Annotated in this window: 16 protein-coding genes; 9 read left to right on the forward strand and 7 right to left on the reverse strand. The window is 68.1% G+C overall.

Going from position 1 to position 15,803, the window contains the following annotated elements:
* Positions 1-3 precede the first annotated feature (3 nt).
* From coaE to GCU42_RS10690, 3 genes are read right to left on the reverse strand one after another with little or no spacing between them, the layout of a single operon-like run.
* On the reverse strand, positions 4-597 hold the full coding sequence (gene coaE, locus GCU42_RS10680; protein ID WP_114227492.1) for a dephospho-CoA kinase: 594 nt from the start codon (positions 595-597) through the stop codon (positions 4-6).
* On the reverse strand, positions 594-1,442 hold the full coding sequence (locus GCU42_RS10685) for a shikimate dehydrogenase family protein (RefSeq protein ID WP_114227493.1): 849 nt from the start codon (positions 1,440-1,442) through the stop codon (positions 594-596). Before GCU42_RS10685 ends, coaE begins: the two co-directional genes overlap by 4 nt.
* Entirely contained in the window at positions 1,439-2,023 is a 585-nt protein-coding gene (locus GCU42_RS10690) for a Maf family protein (RefSeq protein ID WP_114227494.1), read from the reverse strand. The genes GCU42_RS10685 and GCU42_RS10690 overlap by 4 nt, the downstream gene beginning before the upstream one ends.
* 289 nt (positions 2,024-2,312) lie before the next feature.
* On the opposite strand from GCU42_RS10690, the gene hemE reads away from it, so the two are divergent.
* From hemE to GCU42_RS10735, 9 genes are all read left to right on the forward strand, one after another.
* Positions 2,313-3,371 carry a uroporphyrinogen decarboxylase gene (gene hemE, locus GCU42_RS10695; protein WP_114227495.1) on the forward strand — a complete coding sequence of 353 codons (1,059 nt, stop codon included), beginning with the start codon at positions 2,313-2,315 and terminating at the stop codon, positions 3,369-3,371.
* 2 nt (positions 3,372-3,373) lie between these two features.
* A complete protein-coding gene (locus GCU42_RS10700) occupies positions 3,374-3,835 on the forward strand; it encodes a CopD family protein (protein WP_168713118.1) in 462 nt (153 codons plus the stop codon).
* Between the two features lie 175 nt (positions 3,836-4,010).
* Positions 4,011-5,267, forward strand: a complete 1,257-nt coding sequence (gene rho, locus GCU42_RS10705; protein ID WP_114227496.1) for a transcription termination factor Rho — start codon at positions 4,011-4,013, stop codon at positions 5,265-5,267.
* Between the two features lie 87 nt (positions 5,268-5,354).
* Positions 5,355-6,008: a YjbE family putative metal transport protein gene (locus GCU42_RS10710; RefSeq protein WP_114227497.1), complete on the forward strand. Its 654-nt coding sequence runs from the start codon at positions 5,355-5,357 to the stop codon at positions 6,006-6,008.
* 35 nt (positions 6,009-6,043) lie between these two features.
* On the forward strand, positions 6,044-7,321 hold the full coding sequence (mnmE, locus tag GCU42_RS10715) for a tRNA uridine-5-carboxymethylaminomethyl(34) synthesis GTPase MnmE (RefSeq protein ID WP_114227498.1): 1,278 nt from the start codon (positions 6,044-6,046) through the stop codon (positions 7,319-7,321).
* Positions 7,322-7,358: 37 nt separating this feature from the next.
* On the forward strand, positions 7,359-9,038 hold the full coding sequence (gene mnmG / locus GCU42_RS10720) for a tRNA uridine-5-carboxymethylaminomethyl(34) synthesis enzyme MnmG (RefSeq protein ID WP_114227499.1): 1,680 nt from the start codon (positions 7,359-7,361) through the stop codon (positions 9,036-9,038).
* Complete coding sequence (gene rsmG, locus GCU42_RS10725; protein ID WP_114227500.1) at positions 9,035-9,652, forward strand: 16S rRNA (guanine(527)-N(7))-methyltransferase RsmG; 618 nt, start codon at positions 9,035-9,037, stop codon at positions 9,650-9,652. Before mnmG ends, rsmG begins: the two co-directional genes overlap by 4 nt.
* Entirely contained in the window at positions 9,649-10,434 is a 786-nt protein-coding gene (locus GCU42_RS10730; protein WP_114227501.1) for a ParA family protein, read from the forward strand. Before rsmG ends, GCU42_RS10730 begins: the two co-directional genes overlap by 4 nt.
* A complete protein-coding gene (locus GCU42_RS10735; RefSeq protein ID WP_114227502.1) occupies positions 10,431-11,315 on the forward strand; it encodes a ParB/RepB/Spo0J family partition protein in 885 nt (294 codons plus the stop codon). Before GCU42_RS10730 ends, GCU42_RS10735 begins: the two co-directional genes overlap by 4 nt.
* Positions 11,316-11,318: 3 nt before the next feature.
* Here the strand turns inward: GCU42_RS10735 and holA are convergent, their stop codons facing one another.
* From holA to GCU42_RS10755, 4 genes are read right to left on the reverse strand one after another with little or no spacing between them, the layout of a single operon-like run.
* Entirely contained in the window at positions 11,319-12,326 is a 1,008-nt protein-coding gene (holA, locus tag GCU42_RS10740; protein ID WP_114227503.1) for a DNA polymerase III subunit delta, read from the reverse strand.
* Positions 12,323-12,817 (reverse strand): LPS assembly lipoprotein LptE, encoded by a 495-nt coding sequence (gene lptE, locus GCU42_RS10745; protein ID WP_114227504.1) that lies wholly within the window; start codon positions 12,815-12,817, stop codon positions 12,323-12,325. The genes holA and lptE overlap by 4 nt, the downstream gene beginning before the upstream one ends.
* A complete protein-coding gene (gene leuS, locus GCU42_RS10750; RefSeq protein ID WP_114227505.1) occupies positions 12,814-15,327 on the reverse strand; it encodes a leucine--tRNA ligase in 2,514 nt (837 codons plus the stop codon). Before leuS ends, lptE begins: the two co-directional genes overlap by 4 nt.
* 13 nt (positions 15,328-15,340) lie before the next feature.
* The gene (locus tag GCU42_RS10755) at positions 15,341-15,772 is read right to left on the reverse strand and encodes a DUF3576 domain-containing protein (RefSeq protein WP_114227506.1); all 432 of its coding nucleotides are present in this window, start codon (positions 15,770-15,772) and stop codon (positions 15,341-15,343) included.
* Positions 15,773-15,803: the final 31 nt, after the last annotated feature.

A 15,803-nucleotide genomic window follows, 5' to 3' on the forward strand; every position in this document is an offset into this window, starting at 1 on the left:
AAACTATGCGCCTTTGCCCGATTCCAGTCCAGCGAGGATCGCGGCGACCTGGGCCTCGGTGTGGGCGAGCGAGCCGCCGGTGTCGATCACCACGTCGGCCCGCGCGCGCTTTTCGGAATCGGGGGTCTGGCGAGCGAGGATGGCGGCGAGCTTGGCGTCGGTCATCCCCGGGCGGGCGAGCACGCGGGCGCGTTGGATCTCGAGCGGGGCGGAGACCACCACGACCTTGTCGAACGCGGTTTGGCCGCCGGTCTCGAACAGCAGGGGGATGTCGAACAGAAGCACCGGCGCGTCGGCGTGGGCGGCGATGAAACGCTCGCGCTCGGCTTGGACGGCGGGGTGGACCAGCGCCTCGAGCGCGGCGAGCTCGGCGGGCTGGCCGAGTACCGCCGCCGCCAGCGCCTCGCGCACGACCGCGCCGCCGTGGGTTGTGCCGGGGAAGCGCTGCTCGATCGCGGGCACCAGCGCGCCGCCGGGGCCCTGCAGCCGGCGGACGACGGCGTCGGCGTCGAAGACGGGGACGCCCGCCGCGGCGAACATCGCGGCGACGGTCGACTTGCCCATCCCGATCGAGCCGGTCAGCGCAAGACGGATCATGCGCGGAGCCGACGGTAGAGCTCGGCGTCGTCCTCCGCCGAGCGGGGCGGCGGGGCGCCGAAGAAGAGTGGAAAGGCGGCGGCGGCCTGCTCGACCAGCATCGTTAGGCCGCCGGTCGCGGCGAGCCCGCGGGCTTGCGCGGCGGTGACCAGCGCGGTGGGGTCTGGCGACGTGACCAGGTCAAACACCCACCCGCCCGGTGGCAGCCCGCCAAGGTCGAGGGTGAAGGGCGGCGCGCCGGTCATCCCGAGCGGGGTAGCGTTGATGAGGCCGTCGGTGGCGATCGGCGCATCGAACGGCTGCGGGCGCTGCTTGAGCCCGAAGCTGTTGGCGAGGTGGAACGCCTGCTCGGCATCGCGGGCGTGGATGGCGACGTTGGTGAAGCCGAGCGATTTCAGTGCGACCAGCACCGCGCGCGCCGCGCCGCCGGTGCCAAGCAGGGTCACCGAGTGGGTCGGACGCTGCTCGGCGAGGCGCTTCAGTACCAGCACGATTGCCCCGACGTCGGTGTTGGCGGCGGTGAGGCCGGTGGGATCGGGCATCAGCGTATTGCAGGCGCCGACCTGGACTGCCTCGTCGCGCGATTCGGTGGCGAGGAGCAAGGCGTCGAGTTTGAGCGGCATGGTGACGTTGCACCCGCGCCAGTGCGGGTCGGCGCGGCGCTCGGCTATAAAAGAAGGCAGCTCAGCGCGGGTGACCTGGGCGCGGCGATAGTCGGCGGCGATGCCGAGCTTTTCGAGCCAATAGCCGTGGATCAGCGGCGACTTGCTCTGCGCGATGGGGTCGCCGATCACTTCGGCAAAGCTTGTCCCGAGCGCAGCCGAGAGGGGTCGATCTGACGTCATGCCGTCAGCGCGCCCCGTCGCCGCAGCTCGCGGAGCAAGGGGAGCAGCGGCAGGCCCTTTATGGTGAAGTGATCGCCGTCGACGGTGTCGAACAATTGCAGGCCCGGGCCTTCGAGGCGGAAGACACCGACGCAATAGCTGACCTCGGGCCAGTCGCTGTCGAGATACTGCTCGATGAACTCCTCGCTGAGCGGGCGGACCTGCAGCCGTGCGCTGTCGGCGTGCGACCACACGACCTCGCTGCCCCTGGCGAGCGCGACCGCGCTGGTGAGGATCATCGTCTTGCCGGAGAAGAAGCGGAGGTGCTCGGCGGCTTGCCTACGGCCGCCGGGCTTGGAGAAGCGGCGGCCGTCGATCGAGAGGACACTGTCGCTGCCGATCACCAGTGCGACCGGATGCGCGGAGGCGACGCTCAGCGCCTTCAACTCGGCCAATCTGGTGGCGAGCGCGGCGTCGTCGCCGGCGAAACCCTGCTTGACCGCCGCCTCGTCGACACTCGGCGCCGCCACGCCGTATGGCACGCCGGCATTGGCCAGCAACGTGCCGCGGATCGTCGAGGTCGAGGCGAGGATGAGGTCCATATTTGTTCCTGTGGACAAGCCGTGTGCCCGGCCTAGCGCGACGCGGTGCATAGTCCAATCGGACGGTCCGCGCCCAGCTTCGGGGCAATCATGCGCGATTCCATCCACGGGCTTCCGGGACAATCCCCAGCCTGTGAGTCATGGGAGAGTCTCAGTCCGACTCGCCGGACTCGCTTGGGCGCGGTGGGATGGCGGCTGTTGGCAAAATCGGGACGCCCACCTATTCCCCGCGACCAAGCGGCCAACAACTTTCAACAATCATTAGATTCTTAAAGAGAGGAATAAGGGCGTGGCGAGCGGACCGGCGGGGATGACCGACAAGCCCCTGCTCAGCGTGCTGCGCGGTGAGCGGCGCGACCCGCCCCCGGCGTGGATGATGCGCCAGGCCGGGCGCTACCTTCCCGAATATCGCGCGCTCAGGGCCGACAAGGGCGGTTTCCTCGACCTCGTCTACGATCCCGAGGCGGCCGCCGAGATCACGCTTCAGCCGCTCCGCCGCTTCGCGCTCGACGCCGCGATCCTCTTTTCCGACATCCTGATCGTGCCCTTCGCGCTGGGCCAGCAATTGAGCTTCACCGCCGGCGAGGGGCCGCGGCTGGCGCCCCCGCTCGCCGAGGCCGCGCTGGATGGCCTCCAGCCGGTGCTGGAGCGCCTCGACCCGATCTACGCGACCGTGCGCCGGGTGAAGGCCGCCTTGCCGCCCCAGACCACCTTCCTGGGCTTTGCGGGGGCGCCGTGGACGGTCGCCACCTACATGGTCGCCGGCGAGGGCAGCCGCGAGCAGGCGGCGGCGCGGACGTTGGCCTATCAGGATCCGGGCCGGTTCGGGGCAATTATCGAGACAATCGAGGCGCTGACCCTCGATTATCTGATCGGCCAGGCCGACGCCGGGGTCGACGCGGTGCAGATCTTCGACAGCTGGTCGGGCAGTCTCGCGCCGAGCGAGTTCGAGCGCTGGGTGATCGCGCCGACCGCGCGGCTGGTCGAGAAATTGCGTTCGGCGCGGCCCGGACTGGCGATCATCGGCTTCCCCAAGGGCGCCGGCGGCAAGCTGCCGGCCTATGCGCGGGAGACCGGGGTCGACGCGCTCGGGCTCGACGAGACGGTCGATCCGGCCTGGGCGCACCAGGTGCTCCCCGAGGGGCTGCCGGTGCAGGGCAACCTCGATCCGCTGGCGCTGATCGCCGGGGGTGAGCCGCTCGGGACCGCGGTGGCGCGAATCCGGGCGGCGTTGGCCGAGCGACCCCACGTCTTCAACCTCGGTCACGGAATCCAGCAGACGACGCCGATTGCCCATGTCGAGCAGCTGATGCAGCTGCTAGGCAAGGCGCCGGGAGGGGTGCTCTGACGATGACGTTCCTGAATGACTATGTCGGCTGGCTCGGCAACGCCTATCCGTGGGTCAAGGCCGCGCATCTGACCTTCGTCATCTTCTGGATCGCGGGGCTGTTCCTGCTCCCGCGCTTCTACGTCTACCATCATGCGACCCCGCCCGGCTCGGCCGAGGATCGCGCCTGGATCGAGCGCGAGCGCCGCACCCGCGCGATCATCCTCACCCCGGCGATGGTGATCGTCTGGGTGCTCGGGCTGGCGCTGGCCTTTCACCTGGGCGCGTGGGGTGAGGGCTGGTTTTCGGCCAAGCTCGCGCTGGTGGTCGCGCTGACCGGCTATCAGGGGTGGATGGGCGCTTACGGTCGCAAGCTCGCCAACGGCGCGCGCCCGCTGGAGAATCGCACGCTCAGGATCATGAACGAGATTCCGGGCATCGCCACCGCGCTGATCGTGGTGCTGGTGATCGTGAAGCCCTTCTAGTGACCGGGCGGCCACAGCACCCCAGTTGACTAAGGCCCAAGCGCACCATACCTCTGCCAAGGATACGGCCGCACCGGTCCGTATTCCTCCTCCTCAGCCGGTGTGACCGCTGTTCTAGCGGCTCGATCCAAGATCCACCTGGCTGACCATCTCCCCTACACCCAGGCATACACACATGCATTTGAAAGAATTGAAGAAGAAGACTCCCGCTGAATTGGTCGCGATGGCCGAGGAGATGGGAGTCGAGGGCGCCAGCACCCTGCGCAAGCAGGACCTGATGTTCTCCATCCTCAAGGTCCGCGCCGAAAGCGGCGCCGAGATCATGGGGACCGGCACCATCGAGGTGCTCAACGACGGATTCGGGTTCCTCCGCAGTCCCGAGGCGAATTATCTCGCCGGGCCCGACGACATTTACGTCACCCCGCAGGTCGTCCGCCGCTTCGGCCTGCGCACCGGCGATACGGTCGAGGGCGAGATTCGCGCTCCCAAGGACGGCGAGCGTTATTTCGCGCTGACGAAGGTCACCCAGATCAACTTCGACGATCCCGACCAGGTTCGTCACCGGGTCAATTTCGATAATCTGACCCCGCTTTATCCGAACGAGAAGCTCAAGCTCGACACGCTCGACCCGACCATCAAGGACAAGAGCGCGCGGGTGATCGACATCGTCGCCCCGCTCGGCAAGGGCCAGCGCGCGCTGATCGTCGCGCCGCCGCGGACCGGCAAGACCGTGCTGCTGCAGAACATCGCGCGGGCGATCACCGACAATAATCCCGAGGTGTTCCTGATCGTCCTGCTGATCGACGAGCGGCCCGAGGAAGTCACCGACATGCAGCGCAGCGTGAAGGGCGAGGTCATCTCCTCGACCTTCGACGAGCCCGCGCAGCGTCACGTCCAGGTCGCCGAGATGGTGATCGAAAAGGCCAAGCGGCTGGTCGAGCACAAGAAGGATGTCGTCATCCTCCTCGACTCGATCACGCGTCTCGGCCGCGCCTACAACACGGTGGTGCCGAGCTCGGGCAAGGTGCTCACCGGCGGTGTCGACGCCAACGCGCTGCAGCGTCCCAAGCGCTTCTTCGGCGCCGCCCGCAACATCGAGGAGGGCGGTTCGCTCTCGATCATCGCCACCGCGCTGATCGACACCGGCTCCAAGATGGACGAGGTCATCTTCGAAGAGTTCAAGGGCACCGGTAACAGCGAAATCGTGCTCGACCGCAAGGTCAGCGACAAGCGCATCTTCCCGTCGCTCGACGTCGGCAAGAGCGGCACCCGCAAGGAGGAGCTGCTGGTCGAGCAGAATATCCTCACCAAGATGTGGGTGCTCCGCCGGATCCTCATGCAGATGGGCACCATCGACGCGATGCAGTTCTTGCTCGACAAGATGAAGGACGCCAAGTCGAACGAGGACTTCTTCGCCTCGATGAACCAGTAAGCTCAAGCCCGGCACCGGGCACGTTTCATGCGTGCCCGGTGCCGGGCTCGGGCTGGACGGACGGCGTCAGAAGATTAAAGCGCTGTCATGTTGAATTTTGCGTCAATCTTCACGCCCGCTGGGCTGGCCGGCCTCGGCCAGATCATCGTCGGCGACCTGACGCTGGCCGGCGACAATGTCGTCATCATGGGCAGCCTCGCCTCGGGCCTGCCGCCCAAGGACCGCCGCAAGGTCCTCCTGTTCGGCGTCGGCATGGCGCTGGTGTTCCTGATCGGCTTCGCGCTGATCGCCACTCAATTGCTCAAGATTACCGGGCTGGTGTTCGCCGGCGGGCTACTGCTCCTTTGGGTCGCCTTCAACATGTGGCGCGGGTTGCACCCGGCCAAGCTCGTCGAGTGCGACGATCCCGACACGCCCGAGATCGAGGGGCCGCCGCCCTCCAAGACGCTGGTTCAGGCGGCGATTCAGATCACCATCGCCGACCTCAGCATGAGCGTCGACAATGTGCTGCTGGTCGCCTCGATCGCGCGCGAGAATCCGGCGCTGCTGTTCGTCGGCCTGTCCTGCTCGGTGCTGTTCATGGGGCTGGCGGCCAATTACGTCGCCAAGCTGATCGAGCGCTTCCCGTGGATCAACTATATCGGCCTGCTGGTGATCCTGTATGTGGCTGGCAAGATGATCGTCGAGGGCTGGCTCGGCGGCGACCATGTGCTCGGGCTGCGGACGGTGTTCGGGCTCTGACCGAGCCGGGCGCGGATGTGTAGCGATGGCCTTAAGTGACTGATCAGGAAACGATTTTCGCCCTGTCGAGCGGACGGCCGCCGGCGGGGATTGCGGTTATTCGCCTGAGCGGTTCGCGCGCGCACGCTGCGGCGGCCGCGCTGGCGGGGGCGTTGCCGCCGGCACGCGAGGCGCGGTTGCGCACGTTGCGGGCAAGCGACGGGAGCGTGCTCGACCAGGCGTTGCTGTTGCGGTTCGATGGGCCCGCAAGCGCGACCGGCGAGGATCTGGTCGAGTTCCACTGCCATGGCGGCCGCGCTGTGGTGGCGGCGGTCTGCGCGGCGCTTGCCGCTCAGCCGGGAGTGCGCGAGGCCGAGCCAGGCGAATTCACCCGCCGCGCGGTGGTCAACGGGCGGATCGACCTTACCGAAGCCGAGGGGCTTGCCGATCTGCTCGAAGCCGAGACGGAGTGGCAGCGTCGCGCGGCGGTCGGCGCTGCGGAGGGCAGCACCCGACGCCTGATCGAAGACTGGCGCCGCCGCGTGATCGAGCTGTCAGCGCAGGCCGAGGCCGCGATCGATTACGTCGGCGACGAAGATGAGACCGCACTCGACGAGCCCGCCTTCAGCGCCGCCATTGTCGCGCTGGCCGATGAGTGGCGCGTCTGGCTGGCGCGGCCACGCGCCGACCTTCTTCGCGAAGGTGTGCGGATCGTGCTCGCCGGTCCGCCCAACGCGGGCAAGTCGAGCCTGTTCAATGCGCTGGTTGGGAGAGAGCGGGCGATCGTCACCGAGGTCGCGGGGACAACCCGCGATGCGCTCGAAGCGCCAATTGCGATCGACGGGGTGCCGCTCGTGCTCGTCGACACCGCGGGACTGAGAGAAACAGGTGACCAGGTCGAGGCGATCGGGGTTGAGCGCGCTCACGCACAGGTGGCCGGGGCCGGTATCGTCCTTTGGCTCGGCGCGCCCGACGAGGCGCCCGACCATTCGCGCGTCATCAAGGTGCATGCGCAAATTGATCGCCGCGGCTCCCCACCGCCAAGCAGTTTCGGCGTGTCGGCGTTGACTGGCGAAGGCATTGCTACGCTGCTTGCGGCAGTCCGCGATCAGGCGGCCAGCGCGTTTCCGCCGCCGGATCTCACAAGCCTCAATCGTCGGCAAGCCGATTTGCTAGCCGAGGCCTTGAACGCCTTAAGTTGCGTTTCGCACGACATCGTTATCGCGGCGTATCAATTGCGTCTGGCCCGCGAGGCTCTGGATCGGATTACCGGGCAATCCAGCACGGAAGAAATGCTCGACTCGCTCTTTGGTCGGTTCTGTCTCGGTAAGTGATGTTTCACGTGAAACACGGCTGCGCTATGAGGCCCGCATGTTTGACGTAATCGTCATCGGCGGGGGTCATGCCGGCTGCGAGGCCGCCGCTGCAGCCGCGCGCCGCGGGGCAAGGGTGGCGCTCGTGACGATGCAAGCCGACAATCTCGGCCAGATGAGCTGCAACCCGTCGATTGGCGGCGTCGGCAAGGGTCATCTCGTCCGCGAGCTTGACGTGTTCGACGGGCTCATGGCCCGCGCCGCCGACCGCAGCGCGATTCATCGGCGCATGCTCAACCGGAGCAAGGGTCCGGCGGTGCAAGGGCCGCGGGTCCAGGCGGATCGGCGGCTTTATGCTGAGGCCATCAAGACATTGATGGCGGAGAGCGGTGTCGAGGTCGTCGTAGGAGAAGCGACCGAGCTCCTCGTTCAAGGCCAGACGGTCGTGGGTCTCCGGCTCGCCGATGGCACGACTCTCGGTGCGCGGGCGGTCGTCGTCACCGCCGGGACCTTCCTCGACGCTGTCATCCATCTCGGCGAGCAAGCGACGCCGGCAGGACGGCGAGGCGAGCGGGCGGCAGTCGTGCTGTCGGGCCAGCTGCGCGCGCTAGGTCTGGCACAGGGGCGTCTCAAGACCGGGACGCCCCCGCGGCTCGACGGGCGCACAATCGACTGGGCGAGACTGCAGGAGCAGCCATCGGACCGCGACTGTTGGCAGATGAGCGCGCTCGACGACGGCGCCCGTCCGCCACAACTCGCCTGTGCGATAACCCGAACCACTGCAATGACGCACGATTTGATCCGCGCGGCCGAACATCGCTCGCCGCTTTATTCGGGCGCGATTGCGGGGCGGGGACCGCGCTACTGCCCGTCGATCGAGGACAAGGTGCGGCGGTTCGGTGACCGCGATGGGCACCAGGTCTTTCTCGAACCCGAGGGGCTGGACAGCGAACTCGTCTATCCCAACGGCATCTCGACCTCGCTGCCCGAAGACGTTCAGCGCGACTTCGTCCGCTCGATCCCTGGGCTCGAACGCGCCGTCATTGTCCGTCCGGGTTATGCGATCGAATATGAGCATGTCGATCCGCGCCACCTCGATGCGCGGTTGCAGAGCAAGGCGATTAGCGGGCTGTTTCTCGCGGGACAGATCAACGGCACGACCGGCTATGAGGAAGCGGCGGCGCAGGGTCTGGTGGCCGGGATGAACGCAGCGGCGCACGCGCGCGATATTGCCCCGGTTCTGTTCGACCGCCGCACCAGCTACATCGGGGTGCTGATCGACGACCTCATCGTCCAGGGCGTAAGCGAGCCCTATCGAATGATGACGGCGCGGGCCGAGCATCGGTTGGCTCTACGCGCGGACAACGCCACGGCGCGATTGGGAGAGGCGGCGATTGCCTCGTGCGCAGTTGGTGAGCGGAGGCGGCAGCAGATTGAAGACCACTTGCGCTTCCGCGGCACGACCGCCTTCGCGAATACGGAAGAGGGCCGCGCCGATGCTCTGTACGCGCCATACGTTGCGCGGCAGGAGCGCGAGTGGGCGGCGATGCGGGCGGCGCAGGCGACGATGATTCCGGCTGACCTCGACTTCGCGACCATTGCGGGAATGTCGATCGAAATGGCCGAGCGGCTGTCGGCAGCGCGGCCTGATAACCTCGACCAGGCTTCGCGCATTCCGGGAATCAGTCCCGCGGCCTTGTCCGCGCTACATCTGATGATCGCGCGTCGGGCGGCATGATCGAGCAGGTTAGTGATGCCGCGCAGCGCGATGTTTCACGTGAAACATTCGAGAGGCTCGAGCGCTACGTGGCGCTACTCAGAGGGGGAAACGAGCAGCAAAATCTCATTTCGGCATCGACACTAGATAAGATTTGGTCGCGCCACATTATCGATTGCGCGCAGCTCCTTCGCTTCACACCGCACGGAGCGATTGCCGATATCGGGTCGGGCGCTGGCCTTCCGGGGTTGGTCATCGCCATCCTCTCCGAGCAGCCGATCACTCTCATCGAGCCGCGCCGCCTTCGCGTCGAGTTTCTCGAACGCTGCATCGCTGACCTCAACTTGCCCCACGTGCGCGTCTTCCATGGCAAGGCGGAGCGCTTGAGCGGTCGGTTCGACGCGATCACGGCGCGCGCGGTAGCATCGGTCGACAAATTATTTGCTGCCGCACACCATCTGTCGCATCCTGAGACCGTCTGGGTGCTCCCCAAGGGGCGCAATGGCGAAAACGAACTGGCCGCGGCGCAGGCCTCGTGGCAAGGTCGTTTCCGAACGGAGCGCAGCATCACCGAGGGGGACGCGGTGATCGTGGTGGCTTCCGAGGTCTCAGCCAGGCGGAAGGGGCGAGGATGATCCGGATTGCGGTCGCCAATCAGAAGGGCGGGGTGGGCAAGACCACTACCGCCATCAATCTTGCGACGGCGCTGGCGGCTACCGGTTGGCGCGTGCTGTTGCTCGACCTCGATCCGCAGGGCAATGCGTCGACCGGGCTGGGCGTCAGCCAGGCGGCGCGCGAGCGGTCGAGCTATGACGTGCTGATGGGCGATTCGACGCTCGAGCAAGCGGTGGTGCCCTCGCGGGTCCCGCGCCTCGACCTCGTCCCCGCGACGCAGGATCTGTCGGGCGCCGAAGTGGAGATGGTCGATCTCGAGCGGCGGACCCACCGCCTGGCCGATGCGCTCGACGCGGCGCCGGCGCGGTGGGACATCGTGCTGATGGACTGCCCGCCCTCGCTCGGCCTGCTGACGGTCAATGCGCTGATTGCCGCCAAACAGTTGCTGGTGCCACTGCAATGCGAGTTCTTCGCGCTCGAGGGGCTGAGCCAGTTGCTACAGACGGTCGAGCGGATTCGCACCCGCTTCAACCCCGACCTCGGCATCCTCGGGGTCGCGCTCACCATGTTCGATCGCCGCAACAGCTTATCGCGGCAGGTCGCCGAGGACGTCCGCGCCTGCCTCGGGTCGGCGGTGTTCGAGACGGTGGTGCCGCGCAACGTACGACTGTCGGAAGCGCCGAGCCATGGGCTGCCGGCGCTGATCTACGACCTGCGCTGTTCGGGTAGCGAGGCCTACGTCCGGCTGGCCAAGGAATTGATGGATCGCCTGCCGCAGCCGGCGGTCGGGGAGGCGGCATGAACGAACTTCGTCAGCGTGGTCTCGGCCGCGGGCTGTCGGCGCTGCTCGGCGATGCGCAGCCCGAGCTCGAGGCGGCGCGCGGGGGCGGGGTGCGTGAGATCGACGTCGGCGCGATCAGCCCCAACCCGCAGCAGCCGCGGCAGGCGTTCGACGATGCCGCGATCGCCGAGCTCGCCGCGTCGATCGCCGAACGCGGGGTGCTCCAGCCGATCCTCGTCCGCGACCTCAAGGATGGGCGCTTCGAGCTGATCGCGGGCGAGCGGCGCTGGCGCGCCTCGCAGCGCGCGCAGCTGCACAAGATCCCGGCGCTGGTCCGCGAGTTCGACGCGGCGGCAAGCGCCGAGGTGGCGCTGATCGAAAACGTCCAGCGCGAGGATCTGAATGCGCTCGAAGAGGCCGACGCCTACGCCAGCCTGATCGAGCGTTACGGTCATGGCCAGGATGCGGTCGCCAAGCTGGTCGGCAAATCGCGCAGCCATGTCGCTAACCTGTTGAGATTACGCGATCTTCCCGAATATGTTCGTGAGCTTCTCCGGCGCGGCGAGCTCAGCATGGGTCACGCGCGCGCGGTAGCCAGTGCCGAAGATCCCGAGGCGCTGGCGCGCGAAGTGATCAGCGGTGGCCTGTCGGTTCGCCAGACCGAGCAGCTTGCCAAGGCGGTCCGACCGGGCGCGGGGACCGACCTGGCGCGCGGTTCGGCGCGCAATGGCGGGCAGGTCCAGGATGCCGACGTCGCCGCGCTCGAGCGGCAGTTGGGCGACGTGCTCGGCCTGCGGGTCAAGATCGCGGCCAAGGGCAGCGCCGGGACGGTGACGCTGCATTTCTCGACGCTCGACCAGCTCGACCTCGTCTGCCAGCGACTGACCGGCGAGCCGATCTAGGCCTTAGCGCCGCCCGGCGCGGGCGAGCTGCAGCAATTCGGTGCCGAGCGTTGCCGCCGGGGGCGGTGCGGCGCCACCCTGGAGCAATTGCCGTTCGACCTGCGCCAGCCGGCTGAGCGCCTGCGCCAACCGGGGGCTCGACCAACGCGAGAGCATCCGTCCGACCAGCGCGCGGTCCTTCCAGAAGATGCCGGTGAGCACCGCGTCAATCGGTTGGCCGGCGTCGAGCCGGGCGCGCAGCGGGGCCAGCTGGAGCAGGCGGCGCTGGAGCGAGCGGGTCATCGGGATGGCGTCGTTGGCGGCTTCCTCGGCCACCCCCAACTCATCGGCCAGTTCGGCGAGGGCGCCGCTCAGCGCGAGGTCGCCAGCGCGCGCGAGGTCGCGGTCGGGGGCATCGGCGCCGAGCCGGTCGAGATGCTCGGGGGAGAGCTCCTGCGGGCGCTCGGGCGAGGCGTCGAGATAGAGCGCGAACTTGGTCAGCTCCTGCGCGACGATCGCCTGGTCAGCGCCAGCTGAGGCAGCGAGGCGGTCGGCGACGTCGCGCGACAGCCGCAGCCCGCGCGCGCGGCCGAGATCGGCGACTAAGCGGCCCATGTTGGCGGCATCGGGGGTGTAGGAGAGGTGCGACAAAGCGGCGGGATGGGCGTCGACCGCCTTCAGGAGGCCCGAGGTCTTCTTAAGCGCGCCGGCGATCAACACGGTCGGATGTTCGACCGCGGGGGCGGCGAGCAACGCTTCCACCGCCGCCAGTGATTCGTCGCCGGCGGGCTCGACCCAGATCAGACGCGCGCCGCCGAACATCGAGATGGCGCTGGCGCTGTCGCTGAGGAGGGCGGGGTCACTCTTGAGCTGGGCGCCAGTCAGCGGCTCCTTCTCGGCCCGGAGCGCGGCGAGCAGACGCGCCGCCAGCGCGCGCGAGGTGGATTCATCCTCACCGGCGAAGAGAAACAGGCGCGTGGCCGGGTCGGGCCGATCGACCGTGCGGTCGACCTGGCCCTTGGCGATCTTCACCGACCGCCCGAGCGGGTCGCGAACAGACCGATGCGGGCGACGATCTGGTCGGCGACGATGACGCTTAGCCGCTCGAGCGCGCTCTGCTCGGCGGCGACGGTGGCATATTCGCTGCTGACGACGTCGATGCCCGAATCCGAGCCGGCGGTGGCGTCGAGCACGACCGCGCCGGTGGTCGCGTCGACCAGCCGGTAGCGCGCGCGCAGGGTGCGGCGTTCGCGGGTGACCGCCGAATCGCTGCGGATGCCGAAGCCTTCGATCGAATCGTCAAGCTCGACCTGGAGGCGGTAGCGCGGCGTGGGATCGGTGGTGCCGAGCCGGTCGACCAGCGCCGAGCGGACCAGATAGCCCGACTGGCCGGGGATCGGCTGCACCGCGACCGAGTGGAGCAGCTGCGCGACCGGGCCGGCCTCGCCCCCGGCATAGAGCGGGTGGAGGCCGCAGCCGGCGGTGGCGAAGGCCAGCGCAAAGAGAAGGGGAAGGCGGGTCACAGGACGATGTTCACCAGACGGTCGGGCACCACAATCACCTTTTTCGGCTCGGCGCCGTCGAGGAACTTGGCGACCTTGTCGCTGCCGAGCGCCATCGCCTGCAGTTCCTCACGGGCGAGGCCGCGCGCGGCGGCGATCGTGTCGCGCAGCTTGCCGTTGACCTGCACCGCGACGGTGACCTGGTCGTCGACCAGCAACGCGAGATCGTGCGCGGGCCACGGCTGGTCGGCGATCATCCCGGCGCCGCCGAGGTTCGCCCAGGCTTCCTCGGCGAGGTGGGGGGCCATCGGCGCGACCAGCATGAGCAGGGTGCGGACGGCCGTGCTGCGGTCAGCCGAGGGCGCGGCCTTCTCGATCGCGCTGGTGAGCTCGTAGAGGCTGGCGATAGCCTTGTTAAACTGGAGGCCCTCGATCGCCTGGGCAACCGCGGCGATGGTCTTGTGGACGCGGCGGCGCAGCGCGAGGTCGTCGCCGGTCGCGTCGGCCAAAGCGGCGGTCTGGGTCAGCTTCCACACCCGCTGGACGAAGCGGGCGGCGCCCTCGATCCCGCCAATCGACCATTCGAGATCGCGCTCGGGGGGCGAGTCGGAGAGCATGAACCAGCGCACCGCGTCGGCGCCGTAGCGGTCGATGATCGTGTCGGGGTCGATCACGTTCTTCTTCGACTTGGACATTTTTTCGATCCGGCCGGGGGTGACCGGATGGCCCGATTCGATGTGCACCCAGTCGTCGCCGTTGCGCTGAACCTCATTGGGGCTAAGCCAGCTGCCGTCGCCGGCGCGATAGGTCTCGTGGGTGACCATTCCTTGCGTGAACAGGCCCTTGAACGGCTCGGTCACGCCGATCTTGCCGATCCGCTCGAGCGCGCGGGTCCAGAAGCGGGCGTAGAGAAGGTGGAGGATCGCATGCTCGACCCCGCCGATATATTGGCCGACGGGCAACCAGGCCTCGGCCTCGGCGCGGTCGAACGGCTGATCGTTCGGCTGGCTGGCGAAGCGGATGAAATACCAGGACGAATCGACGAAGGTGTCGAGCGTGTCGGTCTCGCGCCGCGCCGCCGCACCGCACTGCGGGCAGTCGACCTTGGTCCAGGTCGGATGGCGGTCGAGCGGGTTGCCGGGGATGTCGAAGCTGACGTCCTCGGGCAGCACCACCGGGAGCTGATCGCGCGGGACGGGGACCGCGCCGCACGCGTCGCAGTGGATGATCGGGATCGGCGTGCCCCAGTAGCGCTGGCGGCTGACGCCCCAGTCGCGCAGGCGGTACTGGATCGTGCCCTGGCCCCAGCCGGCGGTCTCGGCACGGCGGATGACCTCGGCGGTGGCGGCCTCGCTGGTCAGCCCGTCGAGGAAGCGCGAGTTCACCGCGACCCCTGAGCCGACTTCGGCGGCGGTGATCGGCAGTCCAGCCTCGTTGGCGCTGGCGGCGACGACGCGGCGGATCGGCAGCTTGTACTTGGTCGCGAATTCGAAATCGCGGACGTCGTGCGCGGGAACGCCGAAGAGCGCGCCAGTGCCATAGTCCATCAGCACGAAGTTCGCGATCCACACCGGCAGGCGCCAGTCGGGATCGAGCGGGTGGAGCACTTCGAGCCCGGTGTCGAAGCCCAGCTTCTCGGCGGTCTCGATCTCGGCGGCGGTGGTGCCGCCCTGTTTGCAGCGCGCGATGAAGTCGGCGACCTCCGGTCGCTCGGCGGCGAGCGCCTCGGCGATCGGGTGGCCGGGCGAGATGGCGACGAAGCTGGCGCCGAAGATGGTGTCGGGACGGGTGGTGAAAACCTCGATCTCGCCCGCCGTATCGGCACGCTGGAAACGGAACTGGAGCCCCTGGCTCTTGCCGATCCAATTTTCCTGCATCAGCCGGACCTTGTCGGGCCACTGGTCGAGCGTGCCCAAGCCGTCGAGCAGCTCCTCGGCGAAGTCGGTGATCTTGAGGAACCACTGGCTCAGTTTGCGCCGCTCGACCGGGGCGCCCGAGCGCCAGCCCTTGCCGTCGATCACCTGCTCGTTGGCGAGCACGGTCATGTCGACCGGGTCCCAGTTGACCTCCGATTCCTTGCGGAAGACGAGGCCGGCGGCGAACAGGTCGAGGAAGAGTGCCTGCTCATGCCCGTAGTAATCGGGTTCGCAGGTGGCGAGCTCACGGCTCCAGTCGAGCGCGAAGCCGAGCCGCTTCAGCTGGCCGCGCATGGTGGCGATGTTCTCGCGGGTCCAGCTGCCGGGATGGACCTTCTTTTCCATCGCCGCATTCTCGGCCGGCATCCCGAAGGCATCCCAGCCCATCGGGTGGAGGACTTCGAAGCCCTGCATCCGGCGGAAGCGCGCGAGCACGTCGCCCATCGTGTAATTGCGGACGTGCCCCATGTGGATGCGTCCCGACGGGTAGGGAAACATCTCGAGCACGAAGGACTTGGGCTTGGGGCTGGCGCTGTCGGCGCGGAAGCAGCCCTCGGCCTCCCACCGCTCCTGCCAGCGGGAGTCGCTCGCCGCCGGGTCGAAACGGTCGGTCATGATTCCTCGAAGCTTAGCCGGAGACGGTGCCGCGGCGGATGTCGCGGGCGCGGGTCAGGATGATGTCCTCGAGCTTCTGCACGGTGGCGGCGGCGACCGGCGCGTCGACCCACTGGCCGCCCTGGTTGACCTGGCGGCTGGCGGCGACCCGCAGCGCGTCGGCGCGCAGGTCCTGGTCGAGGATCGAGACGGTCAGCTTGACCCGCTCACCCGGCGCCTGGGGGTTGGCGTACCAGTCGGTGACGATCACTCCGCCATTGCTGTCGGCGGTGATCAGCGGCGCGAAGCTCAGCGTGTCGATCGCGGCGCGCCAGAGGTAGGTGTTGACGCCGATCTGGGTCAGCCGGGCGGGGGCGAGCCGGGTCGGCACGTCCCGGTTGCGCGCGCACCCGGTGGCAAGCAGCGCGAGGGGAATCAGCGCGGCGGTGAAAGTGGTGCGGACCATCGGTTTTCGTCTTTCTGCCTTGAAGCGGTCA

It is taken from the genome of Sphingomonas ginsengisoli An et al. 2013, from assembly GCF_009363895.1.
Taxonomy (GTDB): Bacteria; Pseudomonadota; Alphaproteobacteria; order Sphingomonadales; family Sphingomonadaceae; genus Sphingomicrobium; species Sphingomicrobium ginsengisoli.